Origin of the sequence: Chitinophaga sp. CF418, from assembly GCF_900142925.1 — a bacterium.
Lineage (GTDB): Bacteria > Bacteroidota > Bacteroidia > Chitinophagales > Chitinophagaceae > Chitinophaga.
This window is the reverse complement of sequence record NZ_FRCN01000002.1, coordinates 26,386-48,928: the sequence shown is the minus strand read 5'-3', so window position 1 is coordinate 48,928 and position 22,543 is coordinate 26,386. Positions and strand designations below refer to the sequence as shown.

The window sequence follows — 22,543 nt, the reverse complement described above, 5'->3', positions numbered from 1 at the left end:
TAACAGTTAACTGTTATATGCGGGCTGTGTGCTATATATTTAGGGCTTTTGCTTTTGTATGAAAAAGAGTCTTATATACTTACTGAGCCTGTTATCGCTTTCAGCAGTCGCTCAGCAAACAGGTCAGGTGAATGTGTTCCTGGGTTCTTCCGGGGATCACGGACAAATGTCTCCGTCCGCTTCTTATCCTTTCAGCATGTTAAGCATTGGCCCGGAAACCTATCCCGATACCCATACGGGTTATGAATACCTAGCCAAAGAGTTCCTTGGTTTTACCCACAACCGTATGGAGGGTGTAGGCTGCCAGGGATGTGGTGGTAACCTGCTGGTGCGTCCTTTTCTCGGTGATGGTCCTGTAAAGGCAGATCTGATCAAGTATGAGGAACAGGCGTCTCCGGGGCACTATCACGTAGGATTTACCAATGGCATTAAAGCCTCCTTCACGGTATACAAAAATGGCGGTCAGCACCAGTATCATTTCCCCACAGGTAAAAAAGGCCTGTTGCTTGACCTGGGACATGCCCATGTGGGCCGCTTTGTTGCAGAGGAACATACTATCGACGGGAATGCAGTTAGCGGCTGGATCGAGTCAAAAACTACCTGTAGCGCGGGTGTATACAGGATCTATTATTACCTGGAAACAGACCACCCCGTAAAATGGACGGCTACCCAGGCGCATGAACTGGTAGCGGCTACTACAGAAGATGACCTTGACGTACGGGTAGGATTGTCTTCCGTAGGTACTTCCTATGCAAAAGCCGCCATCACCCGGGATGCTTTTGATGTGGTAAAACGCAAAAGTGAGCTGGACTGGAACAATGCGCTGGGCCACATCAAAGTGAAAGGTGATCCTGCAAGGGAAAAGTTATTCTATTCCCTGTTTTACAGGTCTATACAGTCTCCTTATATAGTATCAGAACCCGATGGCACTTACACAGCCACCGATGGCTCCTTACAGCATACCAGCGGTAAGATTTACAACGGCTGGGCCATCTGGGACAACTATCGTGCACAGCTGCCTTTATTGTCCATCGCCTTCCCACAGGAGTACCAGGATATGACCACCTCCATCGCCGGATTGTATCAGCATGGTAAGAAAGACTATGCCACCCTGCATGAGCCTTCTATTACCGTAAGAACAGAACACGCCATCGTGGTACTGCTCGATGCTATGAAAAAAGGCTATAAGCTGGATTTTAAAGCGATCGCTGATTCAGTAGAGACGGAGATAAAAAACCTGGACTATGCCCATCCTGATAAGGCATTGGAGTCCTCTTACGATGCCTGGGCATTGTCAGAGATCTATTACACATTAAAAGACAAGACCCGTGGCGACCAATACAGACAGCAGGCGGCCGGGTATAAAAAGTACTGGGAGAAAGACTTCCAGGACCTCACCCGCAGGGATGTAGACCGTATGCAGGCCAGAGGATTGTACCAGGGGACCATCTGGCAGTACCGCTGGTTCGTGCCTTTTGACCTGAAAGGTCTGATGGAGTTATGTGGCGGTGAGCAGGCTTACATCTCACAGCTGGATGAATTCTTCGGGAACGATTATTACTGCCATGCCAATCAGCCGGACCTGCAGGTACCCTTCATGTACAATGTAACCAACCAGCCGTGGAAATCACAGGCCGTGATACACAAAATAGCCGTGGACACCATGATACAGCATTATTTCAACGATAACAGCCGTGGTATCGGCTCTGAGATAGATCTTATTTACAAAAACCAGCCCGCAGCCTATGTCAGAACGATGGACGATGATGCCGGTACGATGTCTTCCTGGTTCGTGCTGGTATCCACTGGCATCTTTCCTGCCTGTATAGGATCGCCGGTATACTACCTGAATGTTCCTTTGTTCGAGTCGGTAGAGTGGCAATGGCCGGGTGGCAAACCCTTCTCTGTTCACGTAAAGAACTTCAGCGACCGCAATGTATATATCCATGAAGTATGGTTGAACGGGAAGAAACTGGACCGTAACTGGATCACTCATTCAGAGATCACGAATGGAGGAAAGCTGGAAATTGTGGCTGGCGATAAGCCGGATGAGAAACAGGGGCTGAGTAACAAATGGATCGCAGAAATAGGTAGCCGACAATAGATATAGTACATTTTACAGTTGTAAAGTCCTCTGATAACAAATAAGGTACATTTGTAGCTTTTCATACAGTCTTTGTAAGTGCGCTACTATAGTGCTTTCCCGGAGATAACCCATATATAACCCATATATAAGCCATATATGACCCATATATAACCCATATTTAAAAGATATGGGTTATATATGGGTTATATGTAGGTTATCTACAGTTTATATATGAGTAGTCCTAAAAAACCGGCCGGTTTAGAATCAGTTAATCCCTTTATATTGGTTGTAGATATAGGTCAGATCGAACGTACCCAGGTTCTTGTAGTAGATGTTGATCATCTTGGCGGGATCAGTTGCGACCTCACCGCTCTGAACATCTCCATCATCACCGTCATTCCATGCCCACGGAGCATTAGCACCACCATCACCGTAGCTGCTAACCAGGCCGCCGGAAGGGCTGTTAAACAGCTGGGTGTTGTTACGCTGTTCCCATAAACCACCGGCAGCGAATACGTCAACCAGTTTGTAGGATACGTTACGGTCATCCGGATTGGTTGGAACACTGGCCGTGCGGCCTGGCACATAACGGATACCATCGCCAACGATGTTTACATAAGGATAAGCCTTCAGACCGTGGCCTTTAGCTTCCTGACCGGTAGTAGGGTGAGATTCGTTGTTGTAAGTTTCCATAGTGATGGTACCGTCGTTGGTCTCGTGGTTGTTCTGCCATGAGCTGCCGGAAACGGTATAGCTATAGAAATCTTTGTGGAAAGTGGTTATCATTGCCTGCAGGGCACCATAGGTAGAACCATCTTTTCTTACTATAACCTCGATACCTTCGAAGTCATTCTCATGCTGGTCCAGGTAGTAACCGAAAGGGTTATCTGTCCAGTCACGTGGGTGGAAGAATGCGTAGTTGATGAACCAGTGTGTATTGGTTTCAGCTACTGAATAATATACATGGGCTGCTGCGGCGTAGTTACCTGCAATGTTGTTCCAGTTGTTGGTACCAACCCAGTCACCATCGAAATTGATAGCGGTGATGTAGTCAGCCTTACCGCCAACAGCATAATCGCCGGTTTGGTCAACATCCTGGTAGTGAACAGGAGCCCAGCGATACGCCAGTTCCTCATTGAAGTTTACAGCAGCGGCCTGAGTGGCGCCAAGTGTTTCCGGTTTTAATTTTTGTGCATCTTCTTTGCTACAGGAAACGAGGATCATGGATGCCAGCACGAATAGGAGCGCTGGCAGGCTCAGTTTGTGGAGAAGTGTCTTCATAGGTTCGCAATTGTGTCTTTTAATAAATAGTGCCGGGATAATGAGGTACTACGGGAATAAGTTTCACAGAGCGGGCTTTTTAACCATGGGTAGGGGCGGGCTTAACGATATAGTAATATTAGCCTGTAAATTCCTTACTTTGCGGAAAAAGAAAGATAAGTGAAAGCAGGTATTATCGGCAGCGGCAGTTGGGCGACAGCTTTGGCCAAGATTTTAACGGACAATGGGAACAGGATCTCCTGGTGGATCAGGAATGAAGACACGATCCGTTATATGCAGCTGCGTCATCACAACAGGCATTATCTCACCTCAGTTTATTTTGACACAACTTTAGTGGATCTGAGCAGCAACCTGGAACAGGTAGTTGCCGCCAGTGATGTGCTGGTGCTGGCAGTGCCTTCTGCATTCCTGGAAGAAGTAATGTTGCAGTTACCGCCGGAGGCGCTGAAAGGCAAAAAGATTGTTTCTGCTGTGAAAGGACTAGTACCAGGTAGCAACCTGTTGATCAATGATTACCTGTCTGAGATGTTTGATTTTCCTCTCGAACAGTATTTTGCTATTACCGGGCCTTGTCATGCGGAAGAGGTGGCGGGTGAAAAACTGTCTTACCTGACCTTTTCGGGGTTGCAGGAAAAATCTGCACAAGCCATAGCAGATATGTTCACTAACAGCTATCTGCAAACGATCGTGAACCGCGATGTGATTGGCGTACAGCTGGCGGCGGTGTTGAAGAACATCTATGCAATGGGGGCAGGTATTGCCCATGGCCTGGAATACGGAGATAACTTCCTCAGTGTATATATTACTAACTGCTTCAGGGAAATGCAGCAATTCCTGGATGCCTATGGAAAAGACCATGCGGAAGCAGGCACACACAATTATAACGCCAGCGCCTATTTGGGCGATCTGCTGGTAACCTGTTATTCCCTCCACAGCCGTAACCGTACTTTTGGCAATATGATCGGTAAGGGCTATTCTGTAAAAGCGGCCCAACTGGAACTGAATATGGTGGCCGAGGGGTATTATGCCAGCAAGTGTCTGTTCGAAATGAACATGGAAGTAGGCGCCTATATGCCTGTGGCTCAGGCGGTTTACACCATGTTATGGCAGCATTTAAATCCCCGGGAAGTCTTCCTCTCATTAGAGAAAGGATTTATTTAACTGATTGTTAACGGTTTGTTAAAGCCGCGATAAGATTGGTTTGTAACCTTCGTAGCAGATTCATCAACTTACTAAAACCGATATTCTGCTATGACCGCAACCAGTCTGCGCCTGAAGACATTTCTTGCAGGTATTTTCCTCCTTTTATTTTCCTTTGGAACGATGGCCCAGCAGGTCATCACCGGGAAAGTAATATCCGGAGACGACCGGCAACCATTACCTGGAGCTACCGTACAAGTAAAAGGAGCTGCCAGAAAGACCATTACAGACAACGCCGGCAATTTCAGCCTCTCCGCCGGCAATAACGACATCCTTATTATCAGCAGTATAGGCTTCACTACCCAGGAAGTAAAGGGGGCTGCTGCCGCCAATATCGTACTGGCCACAGATACCAGGGGACTGGGGGAAGTAGTAGTAACCGCCCTGGGTATTAAAAAAGAACGTAAGAAGCTGGGATATGCTTTACAGGAAGTAAAAGGCGAAGACCTTACTGTGGCCAGGGAATCCAATATTGTGAACCAGCTGGCCGGTAAAGTGGCCGGTGTGACCGTGATCGGTAGTTCTTCAGGAGTGGGCGGTTCCGCCAGGGTATCTATCCGCGGGGAACGTTCAGTAGATCTGAACAAGAACCAGCCGCTGTATGTGGTGGATGGGGTGCCTATCAGCAATGCCATCAACGGTGGATCAGGAAGTAACAACCTGGAAGTGGATTTCGGCAATGGCGCCAGCTTTATCAATCCTGATGATGTTGAAAGCATGAGCGTATTGAAAGGTCCTGCTGCTGCGGCATTGTATGGTTCCCGCGCAGCGAATGGCGTAGTAATGATCAAAACCAAATCAGGCCGTAAACAGAAAGGTCTGGGTGTGGAAGTGAATAGCAATGTTACTTTCGAATCAGCGCTGAAGCTGCCTGAATACCAGAAAACATATGGCCAGGGTAATGCCAGTGGTGGTGATTTCGCCTTTGTAAACGGTGGTGGCGCCGGCTTATCCGACGGTACTGATGAGGGCTGGGGGCCTGCTTTCAAAGGACAGCTCTTCCCGCAGTTCAACTCTCCCCGTGCCCTGAATGGCCAGCCCATTCCTTATACCGGTGGTGACATGAACGCACCGGCAGGTAGTGTGATCACTCCATCTGCATGGTTGCCTGATAACGATAATCTGAAGAACTTCCTGCAAACCGGGAATACTATTACCAACAACGTAGCCCTGGTAGGTGGTAACGACAACGGCGATTTCCGTCTGAGTTATACCAACCTGCATCAGAAGGGTATCGTGCCTAATACAGGCCTCGACAGGCATACTACCAGTTTCTCTGCGGGGTATCACCTTACGCCTAAGTTCACAGCAAGGGCTTTTGTAAGTTATATCAAGGGGGAAAGTGACAACCGTCCTTCTATCAGTTATGGTACAGAAAGTATTATGTACCTGTTCAACTGCTGGTTACCGGCTTCTGTGCGTGTAAGCGACCTGAAACGTCTCTGGATGCGTGGCCTGGAAGGCAAGCAGCAGTATAACTGGAACTACAACTATCATGATAATCCTTATTTTACTGTTTACCAGAATACCAATGGTCAGTACTATGACCGCATCATCGGAAATATCATCTTAAGATATGATCTGACCAAATGGCTGAACCTGCAGGTGCGTACTGCTACCGACTGGAGTAGTGAGCGCAGGGAATACCGCAGGGCATTCAGTACCCAGCGTTTCCCATTTGGTGAGTACCGTGAGGTGAATATCATCAACCAGGAGCGTAATACAGACTTTCTGTTTACTGCGGATAAAGAAATCAACAGTAACTTCTCTGTGAACGCTACCCTGGGTGGTAACCAGATGCGCCAGACTTCCCGTTTCAATGAAGATATCGCCGGACAATTGAATCTGCCGGGCATTTATCGCCTGACCAACTCCAGGATAGCGCTGGTAAATAACCAGAACAATGTTGGTAAACGCATCAACAGTTTCTACGGTTCAGCAGGGGTTTCCTACAAGAATAAACTGTTCCTGGATGTAACCGGTCGTAATGACTGGAGCAGTGCGTTGACCTTGCCGGAAGATCTGAAAGCTTTCGGTAGTGAACAGAACTCTTATTTCTATTCTTCCGTTGCGCTGAGCGGTATTATCAGTGATATGATAAAACTACCTGCAGTGATCAGCTTCGCTAAATTAAGAGCCAGCTTCGCGCAGGTGGGTAATGATACCGATCCTTTTGCATTTACACAGACATTCAACCGTAGCGATCCTTATGGCGCATGGCAGGTATATGAAGAGACCAACCGTTTATCCAACCTGAACCTGAAACCTGAAATCAGCTCTGCGTTTGAATTTGGTACAGACATTCGTTTCCTGCAGAACAGGATCGGACTGGATGTGACTTATTATCAGAGTAATACCAAGAACCAGATCCTGAATATTCCTTTATCCAACACCAGTGGTTATGAAACACGTGTGATCAATGCAGGTTCTATCCGTAACAATGGATGGGAAGTGATGCTGAATGTCACTCCGGTGAAAACCCAAAGCTTCGCCTGGGATGCTTACGTGAACTTCTCTACTAACCGCAGTAAGGTAATTGAGCTGACTGATGGTCTGAAGAACTATGTGATGGCTAACAGAAGCGTATCTGTGGAGGCGAGGGTAGGAGAGCGTATGGGAGATCTGTACGGTATCGGTTTCGCGAGGGTACAGAGCTCAGATCCAAAGGGGGCATACTATGACCCGAGCGGTAAGTTCACTGGTCAGATGGTATTCGCAGCGAATGGCCGTCCGGTAGCAACTACAGAAAGGATCAGGCTGGGTAACTATAACCCGGATTGGCTGATGGGTGTTGGTAACAGTTTTACTTATAAAGGTGTAAGACTGAGCGCGTTGTTCGATATCCGTCATGGTGGTAAACTGTATTCCCATACCCAGACTGTGGGTCGTGAAGGTGGTATCATCAAGGAAACACTGGAAGGTCGTGCAGATGGTTATGATATGAGCAAACCGGGTAATGGTGTAATTGGTAATGGTGTGGTACAGACTGCAGACGGCACTTTCATTCAGAATACTACCAAGGTGGGTGTGCGTGAGTGGCACAGCGCCTGGACCGGAGGTCGTAATATAGCAGAGGGGGTGATGTATGATGCTTCTTTTGTGAAGCTGCGTGAACTGCAGATCGGCTATTCTTTCCCGGGTTCATTCAAAAAGGGGATCATTAAAGGTATGAACGTATCGCTGGTAGGTCGTAACCTCTTCGTGTGGGATAATGTACCACACGTGGATCCTGAGGTAATGTCCTATTCCGGAGGTACTGCATTGCCAGGTATTGAATACATGAGTTTACCGAGCAGCCGTAGTTACGGTGTGAACCTGAGCTTCAAATTATGATCATCCAAAAAAAGCAATCATGAAATTCTTAAAGATATTTTTATTAGCCGGTCTTTTATCCGCCTGCACGCATGACTTTAGTGAAACGAACACGAATGAGAACAGTCCCACCAATGTAACCCCTGATCTGTTACTGAGCGGTGTGATCAGGAATATGATGAACCAACAGGTGAACTCCGCCTGGGGCATTGGCAACATCGTTGTACAGCATCATGCGAAGATCCAGTTCGTGAACGAAGACCGTTATCTGTGGGGAGAGCAGAACGGTACATGGGATGCGGTATATAATAACTACCGTAATCTGCAGAATATTTTCACGGCTGTTGGTACTGACTCTACTAATCCTTACCTCGGCGTTGCCCTGGTGCTGAAGTCCTGGATGTTTGCCCAGGCGACGGATGCTTATGGTGATGTTCCATATTCACAGGCAGGAAGGGCGAAGCTGGAAGGTGTTTATCAGCCTGAGTATGACAAGCAGGAGGACATCTATACCGGTATCCTGAAGGATCTTAAGTTAGCCAATACTGTTCTGGCTAAGGCGACGCCTAATCTGGATGGGGATATCCTGTATGGTGGCGGCGCTACGGCTATCACAAAATGGCGTAAGCTGGCCAACTCGCTGCGTCTTCGTTATCTGCTGCGTCTGTCAAAGCAGAAAGATGTAAGTGTGGAAATGGCTGGCATCCTTGCTGATCCTGCTACTTATCCGGTATTCACCGGTAATGACGACAATGCGGAACTGAAATATCTATCCGCTGCGCCTAACCAATGGCCGATGTATACTGCCCGTGTAGGTTCATTTGATGAGTTCAGGGTAAGTAAGACACTGGTTGACCGTCTGACCGCACTAGGCGATACCCGTCTGAAAGTGTTTGGTCGTCCGACGCAGAAGTCTGTAGCTGATGGTACGCCGGCAATAGCTGGTATTCCTAACGGACTGAGCGACGCTGATGCGTTGAAATATAACGGTGGCGTACAAAGTGTATCCAGGATAGGTTATACTTTCGCCTGCCTGGTATGTAATGATATTGGCCAGGCACCGCCAGATCCTGCTGCTCCAAGAGCCTTACTCATGACCTATGCTGAGCTACAATTCTCCCTGGCGGAAGCAAGAGAGCGTAACATGATCACTGCCGGTGATGCGGCTACTTATTACGCCAATGGTATCACCGCCAACTTCAATTACTGGAAGAGCATCGTGCCGTCTCAATATGGCATTGATGTAGCTATGCCTGCTAACTACCTGACGCAGACAGCAGTAGCCTATACCGGTACTCAGGCGGAGAAACTGGCAAAGATCGCATTACAGAAATGGATCGCTTATTACTTTAATGGATTGGAAGCCTGGTTTGACTGGAAAAGGACAGGCATGCCGGAGATTGTTCCCGGACCTTCTAACCTGAATGACGGCAAGGTACCTGTAAGATTTATTTACCCTCAGAAAGAGCAATCATTGAACGGTGCTAACCGTACTAAAGCCGTTGACCGGCAGGGTGCGGATGACCTGAATACGCGTCCCTGGATTGCGAAATGATTTCTTTTTTGCATTGTCCGGCCGTTCGCCCCTTGGTGAACGGCCGGATTTTTTATTTCGCTACGTCGATCTTTACTTTTTTATTCTTAATCTTTTCTTTCTGGATGAGTGCCAGCGTGTGAGCAGCTTTGCTTTTACGGATGCCTACAAAAGAGAAGAAGTCCTTTACTTCTATCAGCCCCACATCTTCTTTCTTTAACTGTCCTTTGTTGGTAAGGAAACCGACGATATCCACCTTGTTCACTTTATCTTTTTTACCTGCGCCGATAAAGAAGGTGGTCCATTTGGGTTTCTCTGGTAGTTCGTAATTATCTTCCAGCGTGATCTGAGTAACTTCTTCCTCTACATAGGCCGGCATCTTTTCGTCTGGTCCTATGATCAGGATAGCGGTGCCACTTTTGTCCATCCTGGCAGTACGGCCGTTACGATGGGTATATGTGTCGGCGGTATGTGGCAGGTGGTAGTGAATGATGTACCTGATATTGGGAATGTCCAGTCCGCGGGCGGCCAGGTCTGTTGTCACCAGGATATTCGATGTGCCATTCCGGAACTTGCACAATGCAGCGTCCCTTTCCTGTTGTTCCATGGCGCCGTGGTAGAATACGGTAGTCAGGCCTTTGTCTTTCAGCAAGCCATTCGTCCGCTCTACTGCTTCTCTGTGGTTGCAGAATACGATCGTTGACCGGTTTCCCAGGTAGCAGATCAGCCTGAAGAGGGTGTCTATTTTATCCTTGTCCTCGCTTTCAACGTATTGAATAGCCAGGGCTTCAGACTTTTCTTCGGTCAGGAAGTTCAGTTTTACCGGGTCTTGTAGTCCGACGAAATCAGGGATGTCTACGGTTTCAGTAGCCGAGGTTAGGATACGTTTTTTCAGGTTAGGGAGGGATTCGAGAATAAATTCAATCTCTTCCTGGAAGCCCAGTTCGAGTGACTTATCAAATTCATCCAGTATTAAGGTTTTGATCCCTTCTGTTTTGATATTCTCCCTGCGGATGTGGTCGCCCAGTCGGCCAGGAGTGCCGATTATCAATGCCGGGGCTTCCAGCAGGTTGTTTTCTTCTGTTTCTCTTAGGTGTCCGCCGTAACAACAGGTCACTTTGAAGCCCGTGCTCATGGTCTTCCAGACTTTTTCAATCTGCATGGCCAGTTCACGGGATGGTGCGATGACGAGTGCCTGGGTACCAGGCGCGTTTTTATCTAATAGCTCCAGTACGGGAAGGAGGAAACCTAGTGTTTTTCCTGAGCCGGTATTGGAGAGGAGGATTACATTGTCAGCCTGTTGATTGGCTTCAATACTCGCGAGCTGCATTTCATTGAGCGCGTCGATTTTGAAGGCGGAGAGTATGTTAGCGTATTTTTGCATTGGGGCAAAAGTACGGATTTCTTTGGGGAGAGAAAGAATAGGAAAGCTTGCATGTCATTAGCGGATGTGCAATATGCCGTCTTTGTAGTAAGATTCTGCTCCCGTAGTTAGCTTAATTGCATCAAGAAATTCCTGAATAGGTTCTGATTTCAGGATAGTGCCTGTGAATTTCTTTTCAGCTGTTTTCTGATTATCTATTACAACCTTTACTCCGTACCAGCGGGGTAATACCTTAGTGATTTCCGTCATAGGAGTATTATCCAGTTTATATCTTCCTTTGATCCAGAGTAGCTCGTTTTCGCTCAGAGGAGTAACATCAGTTCCTTTTGTTTCCAAATAAGTAATAGCCTGTCCTGGTTTAAGAATGGTCTTCTTATCGGCAGTAGCAAAAGAAACAGCGCCATCTACCAGTGACACTTTCACTCTGCCGGAGTCATAAGTATTCACATTAAAGGTAGTGCCGAGTACCTGTACAGTGCCCCTTGGGGTATGCAGGATAAAAGGCCGGTTTTGATCTTTGGCGACCTGCAGGTAGGCTTCTCCGTCAACAGTGATCTCTCTTGTGTTGCCAGCAAAGCGGAAAGGGAACTTGAGAGTGGTCGCACTATTTAGAAAGACAAGGGTGCCATCGGATAGTTTAATGTGATAATCCATGCCTGGAGGCACCCACAAGTTATTTATCTGCTCTTTAGCGACAGCATTGTCTTTAACGGAATATGTCAGGGAATTGTTGGTATTGTTGAGCTGAGTACCACCATTAACTGTAATATTGTCTTGTCTGGAGGAAAGGTCTATTACTTCCCCACTAGACAATTGTAATTGAAGCGTTTTATTGAATGCCAGTTTGGGGCTTGAACCAGTTTTTTTATTGGACTGGTTTATGAAGAGGGGATATATAAAGAATATAAGTAGTGCTGCGGTAGCTGCTGCAGAGATGACGGTGTAAGTAAACAATCTCCGTTTACGAAGCTGTCTCCTTCGTCTCAGTTCATCCTCTATTAAAGCGAAAGCGGCTTCACTGTCTATCTGCTGTATGGAGGGAAGCCCTAACCAATTAGTGTAGTCCAGCTGGAGCTCATCTAATTCGGCTCGTAGTTCCGGATACTCTTTTAATGCATTTTGAAGGTGCTGCTCGTCGGTTTCGCTAATAACCCCCATCACCTTTTCATTCATCAGTTGATGAATATGATCCCTGTCTAATTCCATCGAGTGATTATTAATTCAAGTATAAGAGTATCTTGCTCTCAAAATGGGTGAGAGCAATTGATATAAGATTACGATAATTTTTCGCGTATTGTTTTAATAGCAGTGGCAAGGTGTGTTTTCACTGTGTTGTCGCTAAGCCCCATGACATTGGCTACTTCTTTCCTTTTTAGTCCCTGTAATACGTAAAGTTGGAATGCTTTGCTTCTCTGTGCTGGCATACATTGTAATATATCGTTCACTTTTTTGTCTATCAAGTCGTAAATGCTTGGTTCCTGTTCTTCTTCCAGGTGTACGGTTGGCTCTTCCTGGGTGTTACAGTATTCCTGTAGAGTCTTATGCAGGCTCTTCTGCCGCTTCAAGATTAGCATACAGTTATATCGTATAGACATAAACAGGTAACCTTTCAGGTTGGTATGTATGTTCTTATATCGCTGTTTCTCGAAAAAGTCGATAAAGAAATCCTGAACGACGTCTTTGGCTTCTTCCACATTGCCTAATAGCCGATTGGCTTCAAACAGCAATGGTTTCTCAAAACGCATATATATCGTTTTGTAAGCCTTTGTGTCCCCGGATTTCAGCTCTTTTAACAGCAGTTCTTCGTTCGCATCGGTGTGCATGCTGGCTGAAAAGTTCAGGTGTGAAATTTATGATGGTAAAAGCACGTGTAAACTTAGTCCCCTTTAAGTTAAAATCATAGCATTTCCCATTAATTTATTGTTGCCAGTCCTGATGTACGATGGTTTAAGTTACACGGTTTCTTTGGTTTTTTTTCTTAATAATCAGTTAACATAGCCTGGAACCCCACAATTTTCAGGGAGTTACGGGAACGGGTGAATCCTTGGGCGAAAATTTTTTGACATAAGGGTTCACCCAATGCTTAATATCCTATTCGTTAAGTGCATAAAGGGTGATAGCTATGTTTTGCCTACTTAAATTCATTACTAATCCAAAATGTCAGGTGACTGTAACTGTAATTAACTAACCATTTTTAGTCTTGTCCTTATGCAACAAAAATTTACTCACTGCTATGCGAGGCGTAGCTTAATGGCCTTGCTTTGGCTATTGCTTCCAAGTATTTATCTACATGCACAGAAGAGTGCGCAACCTGGTCGTAATGTGACGCTGACGAGCGGCCATATTTCATTAAGAGATGTTTTTAATGTTATTGAGAAGCAGACAGGAGTGGTGCTTTTTTTCGGTGAGTTGAATACGAGTCAGCTTGTAGGGGTTAAGTTTGTTGCGACGCCAATAGAAGAGGCGCTGGCGGAGATGTTGCCGCCGTTGGGGCTGACGTATGAGTATGTGAATGGGAATAGGGACAAGATATTTATCCGGTCAATTGTTGGAGAGAGAAAGAAGGATACGGTGATGGTAATTACTATCAATGGGATAGTAACTGATGATAAAGGGGAACCATTACCAGGTGCGAGTATCAGGGTGAAAGGGACATCTTTTGGAACTGCGACAAAGGCAAATGGAATGTTCGGACTTACGATGAAAGAAGGGACTGCTCATGATATATTGCTTGTAAGTTATACGGGTTATAAGATGCAGGAAGTGAAATTTAATAGCAATAGCGGTAATCTGAAAGTACAATTGGTACCAGGTGATAATAGGTTGAACGAGACAGTTGTTACAGCGTATGGAACATCAACGCAGCGTGCTGTTGTGGGGGCCATTACCGTAGTAAAAGGGGAGCAGATACAAAACCTGCCCAATAGAAGTTTCGATAAAAATTTACAGGGATTGGTGCCAGGTTTACTAGTGACACAGGGTACTGGACAACCAGGTGGCGGCCTGGGAAATTTCGTGTTGCGTGGAATTTCAACGGGAGGAAATGCGATTAATGGAGCCGCTGTCAGGAATCCGCTTATTGTTATAGATGGAATACCTGTATTTCAGGACCCGGCACAGGCTACTACCAGTTCTGTTGCCTTTAATAATCCTATGGCTCAGTTAAATCCCTCTGATATAGCATCTATATCTGTATTGAAAGATGCAGGTGCAATTGCGTTGTATGGTTCAAAGGCAAGTAATGGAGTAATACTTGTAACCACTAAGCGGGGGAAAGAGGGAAAGACTGTATTTAACTTTCGTCATCAAACAGATATCTCTTCACGATTGAAAGCACAAACAAAACTGTTAAACCAACAGCAGTACATGGATCTGCTGTATGAGACGTATAGGAATACCGACCCTGCATATTGGACAGATAATCGCATAAACACAGACTTGATTAATAAATTTCCCCATTATGTAAAAGCTTCCGGTGATACAAGCTTCTATCCTGCACCAGACTGGTTGAACGAATTATATAACAATGCTGCTACAACGCTTAGCCATGAACTATCAATGTCTGGTGGCAATGAAAAAGGCAATTTCTATATCAATCTGGAGTACACTAAACAGAATGGAATAGAGAAGAATACCGGGTATAACCGAAAGTCTATTCGTATTAACTATGAGAATGCACCCGTACAATGGTTAAGGATTGGGGCCAATACAACACTCTCTTACAATATACAGGATTATAGCTATTCCGGAGCTTCAGAGAGACTGTATTCTTCTATTTCACCGTTGAATGCAATGCGGGACCAGTATGGAAATTTTGTTTATAATTATTCCTGGGGTTTAGCGCCTTCTTCAAGCTTGGCGACCAACACCAGGAAGTTTGCGAACCCTTTAGTTGCCGCTGATTTGAATGTCAACAGAAATACTTCTTACAGGGGATTAAACAATCTCTATATAAACGCAAATTTTCTCAGGTATTTTTCTTTCAGTTCAAACTTTGGTGTGAATTTTATGCTGACGGAGGCTAAGGAAAAGATCCATCCATTATTGGCAGGGTCCAACCTTGAACCTGGTATCGGTAGAATTAACGAGACAGATATCAGGAACGCAAACATCATTAATACAAATATCTTAAGGTACGATCGAATAATAAGGCAAAATCATCATTTGCGCCTGCTGTTGGGACATGAGGCTCAGGTGATAACAAACAGAAACTTATATACAATAAAAGAAGGGATAACCTCGAATCCACTGGCGGACCAGCTAAACATAGGAACGATTAAAGATGCGGGTGGATTGAGCAGTAAGCAGACACTGTTATCTTACTTTAGCCAGGCCAATTATGATTTTAGGAATAAATACTTTGTTTCGGGAAGTCTGAGAACAGATGGATCTTCCCTTTTTGGTGATAATAGAAGGTTTGGAAATCATTGGTCGGCTGCAGCCGGATGGATTGTCAGTGCCGAGCCCTTCATGAGTAAAACTGCAAGTTTTCTTGATTACTTTAAACTGAGAGGTAGTATAGGTTCGGCTGGTAATTCATCCGCTATTTCAAATGCCTGGCGTTATGATGTTTTAGCATTGTATCACTATATTAATAGCCCTGCTGTTCTACCACCTACATCTTCCAGACCCGGCAATCGTGATATTCAATGGGAGAAAACCTTTAGCTGGGACGCTGGTGTGGAATTGCAACTGTTTAAGCAGCGAATTGCAGTAACTGCAGATATTTATAATAAGAAGACTTCGCAGGTAATTGCGTTAGTTCAAATACCGTATGCAACCGGATTTTATGATATACAACGGAATATAGGAGATTTAACAAACAAAGGGATAGAGATTTCGATTTCAGCAGATGTTGTCAGAACAACCGGTTTTAGTTGGAATTTAAGTGCGAATTGGAGCAAAAATGACAATTTATTGGTCCGTTCATTCTATCCTGTGGAGAAGGTTACTACTACCCTCCTTGCCAATGGTACGGGCAAAAACTACAACTCATTTTATATGCCGGTTTGGGCGGGTGTTAATAAAGAAAACGGTGCTCCTCAATGGATTGATACAACAGGAAAGATCAGTAGTGAATACAAAGCATCACAGTATCGGTTTGTTGGAAAGCCTCAGCCTGATGGCTTCGGAACAATTATCAATACCTTTTCTTACAGTGGGTTTGATTTATCAGTGATGTTACACTATCAGTATGGATTTAAGATATATAACAACGACGGTGGCAGTTTTGTCGCTAATGACGGAGTTGATCCTTATTTAAATCAAAGCACGGCTGCATTGGATCGTTGGACGAAGCCCGGAGATGTAGCTGCTAATCCTCGTAGATTATTATTTGGTAGGCTTAATGGGATTTCAGACAGAAGTACGAGTATCTCGACCCGTTACTTATATGATGGTGATTTTATTCGGCTTTCTAACATTTCATTGACTTATAATTTACCAAAAATACTTTTGGAAAAGATGTCTATACGTGCATTAAAAGTGTACGTGCAGGGACATAATCTTGCCACTTGGACTAAGTATTCGGGACAGGATCCGGAAAATGCGAATGCTTCGGGACTGGGAAGTGCTATATATCCATTGCAACGATCATTTACTGCGGGTATTAATGTAAGTTTTTAAGCCAAAAATAGCTAAACTATTACTTATGAAGCAACGATACTATTACCTAATTGTCCTTTTGTTCCTGGTCGCCACGGCCTGTAGAAAAAGTTTTTTAGACGTTGATGACAATACGCAGTTCTACAGACAACGATATGTATCCGATCTGGAGACGATGAAGCATTTTTTAAATGGGATTTATCTGAAATATACTGCGACTATAGGATATGCCACTACCCAGGCTTACCCTGAATTAGTAGCTGATAATCTTAAACCATTCTCAAGCGCCGGCGCTATTCTTACATCACAATATTCATGGACGCAGCAAGCCGATATCGGAGATAAGCAGGACTATGTTGGTGTTGATCCTAGTGGGACAGCGATGAATCCGCTTTGGAGGATAGGGTATCAGATTATCAGGAATTGCAGTTTTGTAATTGAGGATGTAGATAGGTATAGGGAAGAAAACCCAGGCCTTGCGGACGATTTAAAGGGACAGGCTTATGCCATAAGGGCTTTGATGCATTTTAAAATGGTGAATGTATTTGCACAAGCATACGGCTTTACACCAAATGCTTCTCATCCGGGAATTCCATATATCAAGGTTTCCGATGCCTTGGCTCCTTATCAGCGCCAGACAGTAGCGGTAGTTTACGATGAAATGATAAATGATCTGCAAAGAGCAGCGCAACTTATGCCCGAAGAACGGTTGGATATCCGATATATGAGCCAGATGGCTGCAAAAGCACTATTAGCAAGAGTATACTTATTTAAAAATGACTATTCACGCGCAAAGGAAATAGCGGTTGAAATTTCATCAAAGGTTCCTCTGATGAGTATTTCAAAAGGATATCCCGAGGTATTATTTAAGCATGTGGTAGCCTCTGAAACGGAGACGCTTTTTCAATTAAGCCCGCCTGGCGGTGATGATCCGTATTCAGGGTTTCTTGGAATATTACTTAATGGGGTAACATGGGGATTTATGGCAACAGATGATATTGCGGAGTTGCTTAATGAAAATCCGTCAGATGTTCGGACGAAGTGGGTGCAGGGAAGCCCGGGGCAGTGGAATGTGACGAAATTTCCGCGGGATGCTGCTCCGGAAGTAATTCCGCAGATAACTGACCTTGCTGGAGCATACTATCCAGCTGAGATCAGATCTTCTGAAATGTTTCTTATTAGTGCGGAAGCTTCGGCAAAACTGGGGGATGAGGAGACAGCCAGAGGATATATAAATGAACTCAGGAGAAGAGCCAATCCTACTGTTGAACTATTGACGGCTACAGGAAATGCACTAATTGATTCCATTTATAAGGAACGGAGAAAGGAATTGGCCTTTGAAGGTTTAAGGATGTACGATTTGCAACGGTGGAGAAAGAATGTGGTTCGGAATGATTTTATTTTTTCCTATGCCAGAGATCTGGTGTACCCTAATGATAAAGCAATCGCACCGATCCCGATGCAAGACGTCAACTTGATGGGCATAGAACAGAACAAAGGATATTAAAGTAAAAAGAGGTAAAAAGACAGTATATGAAGTGTAAGTATTTGTTATTATTGTTAATGTCTCAGTTTGTGTTGCACAAACTGGCGACAGCACAGGACGAGGGTGACATTAAAGGGCTTCGATTTGATAATAAGTCTCCTAATATTTTGATCAACTATTTAAATAGTGATGAGAAAAAGGACGCGATAGAATTTAAACTTTCACCTGTGGAATCTATTACGGCGTCATCAAGAGAATGGTTGTCTAAGCGGGAAGGGTTTAACAATAACATGAGCCAATGTAGGTTATATGCAGAAATGCCAGTCTTTCTTTCAATAAATCCTTCGTTTGGCAAATTTAGAACCAGAGTTCTTCTTATAGAACCCGGGGATAGTATCACAATAATTTATCACCAGGGGCGCCTATCATTTAAAGGAAAATGCAGTAAAAAGGCTGAGCTTCAAATGGCAATCGACTCTGTTATAGCAACAATTGCTCTACCATCAAACCGCAAAGACTATTTGACTTTGTCGTTACAAGATTATCTGGATTGGTGTGACTATTTAAATAAGGAGCTAGAGCTTGTTCTTCCTTTAATTGACTCTTATAAGAAAAACATGTCTTCTTATGCACTTAATTTAATAAGAGCATTATTTATAGATCAGAACATAGACGATAGATCGGACAAATTTGCTTCTTTGGCTTGGGTTTATAGCAAACAAAACAACATGCCCAATGAAAATCTATGTTCGATTTATGATACAACATACTATCCGGTTGTAAGCAAGTATTTTCCGATGTCTTCTGGATATGTTTTTGGTACATGGAAACCTATCCTGTTTCAGGTCGACAGGCGTTTCTCTTTTGACTATACAAGAGATTCCTTAAATACTGCTGTAAAAAGGAAAATATTATATTATAAAGAGGGAAAAGCCTTTTATAAAGGCCGGATCAGGGAATTGTTTATTCAAAAGCAATTAGCCAAGGAGTTTATACGAAAGGTGGGGTTTATTCCGGAAACAGAGCAATTGTTAGCGAGTTATTACGCTGAGAAGGGATTTCCTGAGTATAAGCAATGGTTAAAGGAATTTGAGTTGCAGCGCAGAGATATCCTGAATGAAAAAAGCGCATTTAATTTTGAGTTTACCGATATTGATGGTAATTCGTTCACTAAGGATCAATTAAGGGGGAAAGTCGTAATATTTGATTTCTGGTTTACTGGATGTGTTGGCTGTATACAAATGAAATCTGCTATGGAACGAATAAGGGGACGATTTAGGGCAGATACTAACATGATATTTGTGAATGTTTCCGTGGATAAAAATAAAGGAAAATGGATAAAGAGCATTGAGGAGGATAAGTTTACTAGTAGAGGTGGTTTGCATGTCTATACCGGCGGTAGAGGCACTGACGATGAAATGCTAAAGAGGTACGGGATAAAGGGATTCCCTTTTGTTTTGGTGATGAATCCATGGGGTACTATGGTTCACTCTTTGTCTAGGCTTGATCCCCGGCTAGACGATGGAAGGAAGTTTATAGCGGCTCTGGAGCAACAGCAACGGTTCTCCAAAGATGGGCCATATGTGTTCCGAAATGGTCAGGTCTATACAGCTTATTTTATAAATGGGGCCTCAGTATTGAGTGAGCACATAATTGATAGAGATAAAAATCCTCTGCCTGTTACTACAGATGAGAACATCGACTTCAATGTAATTTTGAAACGGGAACTTAAAATTGAGCCTTCTGTGTTTGCAGAAGCGAAACGGCTACTTGTGTTATCTGATATTGAGGGTAATTTCGATGCGTTTAGAAAATTGTTGCAGGCAAATCACATTATTGATAAAGATTATAACTGGGCTTTTGGAAATGGTCATCTCGTACTTAATGGCGATATATTTGATCGGGGGGACCAGGTGTCAGAGTGTCTGTGGCTCATCTATTCTTTGGAAGAAAAAGCCAAAGTGGCTGGGGGGTATGTGCATTTTGTGCTCGGTAATCATGAAGTTATGAATTTGCAGGGAAACAGTGGGTATGTTAGGCCTAAGTATATCTATAATGCCAGGTTGCTTGAAAGGACAACCAAGGATCTATATGGTGAAGATAGTGAGCTGGGGAGATGGTTAAGAACAAAAAATATTATGGAGAAGATAGGTGATTTATTATTCGTTCATGGTGGTATTGGGAAAGAGTTTTCTGACTCTGTTAAGCTATCTATTCCGGAGATAAACAATATGTTCAGAAGACGCATTGATGAGGTTTATGATAGTGATAATGGCCATTCAGATTTTATGTTTTCTCAATTTTACTCTCCTTTCTGGTTTCGTTTGTACTATAAGGACAAGGATGAGTATTTGGTTAGTGCTAAAGACACTGCTATAAGACTCGTAGTTCATCATCCATCAGGAGATCAAATCAATCAGATCTTAAAGAGGTGGAGTGTTAGAAAAATAATAACAGGGCATACTATAGTTGCGGATACAGTTAGTGTACACTATGATGGAAAAGTTCTTAATACCGATACAGATCACGCTAAAGGGAAAAGTGAGGCATTACTGATAGAAGATGGAAATTATTTTAGGGTGGATAAGACAGGCTTAAAATATTTGTTATTTGATAATCGCCGGCGAATGATAAATCAGGATCTTACCGAATAAGGTCAATTAAAGCATTTCAATCATATTCTCTTTCTTGATAGTAAGGAGGCACATCTGTGAAGGTGTGCCTTTTTGATTTACAATAATTGCGCTATTCCTGAAAGGTGTTCACTTATTTTATGGAGAAATAAGACTAAAAGAAAACTGTTGTTTGCCTGTAGCAGAATTCGACGGTATGGTGAAGGAAAAGTGCACTATGATCTGGTAACTTAGAATCGCTATCCAATGGCCATTGTAATAGCCGAAGTTCAATTATTACTCACATTTAAATTAATTTAATTATGAAAAATATATCATGGCGTAGATTTTCGGTTTTAGGTATTGTATTAATGGGTGCTTCTGCTGTAACTGCAGCTGTATTGCCGAACAAAACAGATTCCAAACCCCTGGATGTTACAGGCTCACTTACTTTAGCCGGTACATTTGACGGAGTGGCTGTTTTCTCTTGTACTATTACTGCTGTAATAACAGCACCTTGCACTGTTACTTCCGGATCTGCAACCACAGTTGGTACTGCTGCCAATAGCTTTGTTTCAGGTTTCCAAACAGTTAATAATACAACTACTGTTTAATTGATTGGATAATCAACAGACTATCTCCTGTTTTTTTGAATATCCAGTTAGAAACGTTAATACCATGAAGAAATGACTTTTTCATTTAGATAATGAAAAAGCCATTTCTTCAAGTGTTAATAACTTGTTTGAAGTTTTAGATATTGGCAGATGAGTAATTTTCTGTAGTCTAGACTAGATGCCGCTGTTGGCATTGGTCTAGTAGACTGGTCTGCTCATGTTACGATTGATAAAGTTTAAGATACTGCAATGAGAATACAATTGTGCCTCAAGCGATCGTTCTTGGTGATATATTACCTCCTCTTTCTTGGTTGTCATGACATTCCTCGTATCAGTATAGTTCAGAGCTTACGATCTTATATTCCGCCAGACTATGATAGCGTGAACTTGATTCCTCTGGTTGACAGTATCGAATTCTTGCTTGATGAGGACTCATATAATCAAATTCGATCGATAAATTATTTTAACCAGGACAGTAACTCTTTTATCTCTTTTTTTGATGTTAGATCAAATTCTGTTAACGTCTACAATTTTAGCTCTAGACAGCTGATAAAAAGGCTGGAACTGAAGAAATTGTTGCCAGACTCACATATTAAATATACATCTGTAGATGTAATAAATTTCGACAGTATTTTTATTTCAAACATGGGAAGGCTTTACTTGCTTGACAGCTCGGGTGCGATAAGGCAAAGTGTGGAGTGTGAAGGAGGTAAAGAGGCAATTGCAGTGGTGGACAATTCAAATCCCTTAATTGTAAGAGGTAACAAAGTTTACACCGGGGTAAAGTGTAATGTAGATTATTTGTCACTCAAGTCGCTTTTAAAATGGAGAGCAATGTACTCATTTGACTTGAAAGAGCACTCACAACGACTTGTTTATCAGTTGCCAGATACATATATGAAACAGATTTTTGGAGACAAATTTCTAGATGTGAGTTATTGTCAGAATGATAAAGGAAACATTATATTTAGTTTTCCTGCAGACACAAACATCTATGAAACTAACTTACAGAAATACCATGTGGCATATTTGGGCAAAAGTAAGTTTCAACAAGAAGCTATACCAGCTATTCAAGGGGCTGAAACGAAGAAGCAGAACAAATTTAAACAATATGCCCTACGCGACTCCTATGGCCCGATTTATTATGATCCTTATAAAAAAAGATATCTGCGGGTTGCCAGACAAAAGATCAGTAGTAAGTTATACGAAACGAATAAATGGGAACGTCAAAGCAGCTTCATAATTTTTGACGAAAACTTTCGGATAATAGGAGAAAGCAAGTTCCCGGCAGCACTCTCTTATTCATCTGTTTTTTTTACACCTGACGGAGGTATTTATAGCCGGGTCAACTTCAAGGACGAATATACATTGCATTTTGTGCGGCTGGTTTATAAGGATAGCAAAGATAGTCTGCGGCAAAGTAAATAACA

At 43.5% G+C, this 22,543-nt stretch carries 13 protein-coding genes; 9 read left to right on the top strand and 4 right to left on the bottom strand.

Going from position 1 to position 22,543, the window contains the following annotated elements; genetic code table 11:
* Positions 1 to 58: 58 nt before the first annotated feature.
* Positions 59 to 2,104, top strand: a complete 2,046-nt coding sequence (locus F3I09_RS04730; RefSeq protein WP_149693905.1) for a glycoside hydrolase domain-containing protein — start codon at positions 59 to 61, stop codon at positions 2,102 to 2,104.
* A gap of 246 nt (positions 2,105 to 2,350) precedes the next feature.
* On the opposite strand, the gene F3I09_RS04725 is transcribed toward F3I09_RS04730, so the two are convergent.
* Complete coding sequence (locus tag F3I09_RS04725) at positions 2,351 to 3,367, bottom strand: hypothetical protein (RefSeq protein WP_149693904.1); 1,017 nt, start codon at positions 3,365 to 3,367, stop codon at positions 2,351 to 2,353.
* Between the two features lie 159 nt (positions 3,368 to 3,526).
* On the opposite strand from F3I09_RS04725, the gene F3I09_RS04720 reads away from it, so the two are divergent.
* The 3 genes from F3I09_RS04720 to F3I09_RS04710 all read left to right on the top strand — a co-directional run bounded on the left by F3I09_RS04720 (position 3,527) and on the right by F3I09_RS04710 (position 9,434).
* Positions 3,527 to 4,528 (top strand): NAD(P)H-dependent glycerol-3-phosphate dehydrogenase, encoded by a 1,002-nt coding sequence (locus F3I09_RS04720; protein ID WP_149693903.1) that lies wholly within the window; start codon positions 3,527 to 3,529, stop codon positions 4,526 to 4,528.
* A 90-nt stretch (positions 4,529 to 4,618) separates the two neighbouring features.
* Entirely contained in the window at positions 4,619 to 7,900 is a 3,282-nt protein-coding gene (locus F3I09_RS04715) for a SusC/RagA family TonB-linked outer membrane protein (RefSeq protein ID WP_149693902.1), read from the top strand.
* A 19-nt stretch (positions 7,901 to 7,919) separates the two neighbouring features.
* Positions 7,920 to 9,434 carry a SusD/RagB family nutrient-binding outer membrane lipoprotein gene (locus F3I09_RS04710; protein ID WP_188133691.1) on the top strand — a complete coding sequence of 505 codons (1,515 nt, stop codon included), beginning with the start codon at positions 7,920 to 7,922 and terminating at the stop codon, positions 9,432 to 9,434.
* Between the two features lie 52 nt (positions 9,435 to 9,486).
* Here F3I09_RS04710 and F3I09_RS04705 read toward each other — a convergent pair whose 3' ends face one another.
* From F3I09_RS04705 to F3I09_RS04695, 3 genes are all read right to left on the bottom strand, one after another.
* Positions 9,487 to 10,797 carry a DEAD/DEAH box helicase gene (locus tag F3I09_RS04705; protein ID WP_149693900.1) on the bottom strand — a complete coding sequence of 437 codons (1,311 nt, stop codon included), beginning with the start codon at positions 10,795 to 10,797 and terminating at the stop codon, positions 9,487 to 9,489.
* A 57-nt stretch (positions 10,798 to 10,854) separates the two neighbouring features.
* Positions 10,855 to 12,003, bottom strand: coding sequence for a FecR family protein (locus F3I09_RS04700; RefSeq protein ID WP_149693899.1), 1,149 nt, complete (start codon positions 12,001 to 12,003; stop codon positions 10,855 to 10,857).
* Positions 12,004 to 12,071: 68 nt separating this feature from the next.
* Entirely contained in the window at positions 12,072 to 12,620 is a 549-nt protein-coding gene (locus F3I09_RS04695) for an RNA polymerase sigma factor (RefSeq protein ID WP_149693898.1), read from the bottom strand.
* Between the two features lie 385 nt (positions 12,621 to 13,005).
* On the opposite strand from F3I09_RS04695, the gene F3I09_RS04690 reads away from it, so the two are divergent.
* The 5 genes from F3I09_RS04690 to F3I09_RS04670 all read left to right on the top strand — a co-directional run bounded on the left by F3I09_RS04690 (position 13,006) and on the right by F3I09_RS04670 (position 22,541).
* Entirely contained in the window at positions 13,006 to 16,422 is a 3,417-nt protein-coding gene (locus tag F3I09_RS04690) for a SusC/RagA family TonB-linked outer membrane protein (RefSeq protein ID WP_149693897.1), read from the top strand.
* A gap of 25 nt (positions 16,423 to 16,447) precedes the next feature.
* The gene (locus F3I09_RS04685; RefSeq protein ID WP_149693896.1) at positions 16,448 to 17,908 is read left to right on the top strand and encodes a RagB/SusD family nutrient uptake outer membrane protein; all 1,461 of its coding nucleotides are present in this window, start codon (positions 16,448 to 16,450) and stop codon (positions 17,906 to 17,908) included.
* A gap of 26 nt (positions 17,909 to 17,934) precedes the next feature.
* The gene (locus F3I09_RS04680) at positions 17,935 to 20,541 is read left to right on the top strand and encodes a metallophosphoesterase (protein ID WP_149693895.1); all 2,607 of its coding nucleotides are present in this window, start codon (positions 17,935 to 17,937) and stop codon (positions 20,539 to 20,541) included.
* A gap of 281 nt (positions 20,542 to 20,822) precedes the next feature.
* Complete coding sequence (locus tag F3I09_RS04675) at positions 20,823 to 21,113, top strand: hypothetical protein (protein WP_149693894.1); 291 nt, start codon at positions 20,823 to 20,825, stop codon at positions 21,111 to 21,113.
* Positions 21,114 to 21,362: 249 nt separating this feature from the next.
* Positions 21,363 to 22,541 (top strand): DUF4221 family protein, encoded by a 1,179-nt coding sequence (locus tag F3I09_RS04670; RefSeq protein WP_149693893.1) that lies wholly within the window; start codon positions 21,363 to 21,365, stop codon positions 22,539 to 22,541.
* Positions 22,542 to 22,543 lie beyond the last annotated feature (2 nt).

Excerpts from the sequence above, each read along its gene's own strand:
- F3I09_RS04715 (WP_149693902.1), top strand. The coding sequence starts at position 4,619 with ATGACCGCAACCAGTCTGCGCCTGAAGACATTTCTTGCAGGTATTTTC.
- F3I09_RS04675 (WP_149693894.1), top strand. The coding sequence starts at position 20,823 with ATGAAAAATATATCATGGCGTAGATTTTCGGTTTTAGGTATTGTATTA.
- F3I09_RS04685 (WP_149693896.1), top strand. The coding sequence starts at position 16,448 with ATGAAGCAACGATACTATTACCTAATTGTCCTTTTGTTCCTGGTCGCC.
- F3I09_RS04730 (WP_149693905.1), top strand. The coding sequence starts at position 59 with ATGAAAAAGAGTCTTATATACTTACTGAGCCTGTTATCGCTTTCAGCA.
- F3I09_RS04705 (WP_149693900.1), bottom strand. The coding sequence starts at position 10,797 with ATGCAAAAATACGCTAACATACTCTCCGCCTTCAAAATCGACGCGCTC.
- F3I09_RS04680 (WP_149693895.1), top strand. The coding sequence starts at position 17,935 with ATGAAGTGTAAGTATTTGTTATTATTGTTAATGTCTCAGTTTGTGTTG.
- F3I09_RS04690 (WP_149693897.1), top strand. The coding sequence starts at position 13,006 with ATGCAACAAAAATTTACTCACTGCTATGCGAGGCGTAGCTTAATGGCC.
- F3I09_RS04725 (WP_149693904.1), bottom strand. The coding sequence starts at position 3,367 with ATGAAGACACTTCTCCACAAACTGAGCCTGCCAGCGCTCCTATTCGTG.
- F3I09_RS04710 (WP_188133691.1), top strand. The coding sequence starts at position 7,920 with ATGAAATTCTTAAAGATATTTTTATTAGCCGGTCTTTTATCCGCCTGC.
- F3I09_RS04670 (WP_149693893.1), top strand. The coding sequence starts at position 21,363 with ATGAGAATACAATTGTGCCTCAAGCGATCGTTCTTGGTGATATATTAC.
- F3I09_RS04700 (WP_149693899.1), bottom strand. The coding sequence starts at position 12,003 with ATGGAATTAGACAGGGATCATATTCATCAACTGATGAATGAAAAGGTG.
- F3I09_RS04695 (WP_149693898.1), bottom strand. The coding sequence starts at position 12,620 with ATGCACACCGATGCGAACGAAGAACTGCTGTTAAAAGAGCTGAAATCC.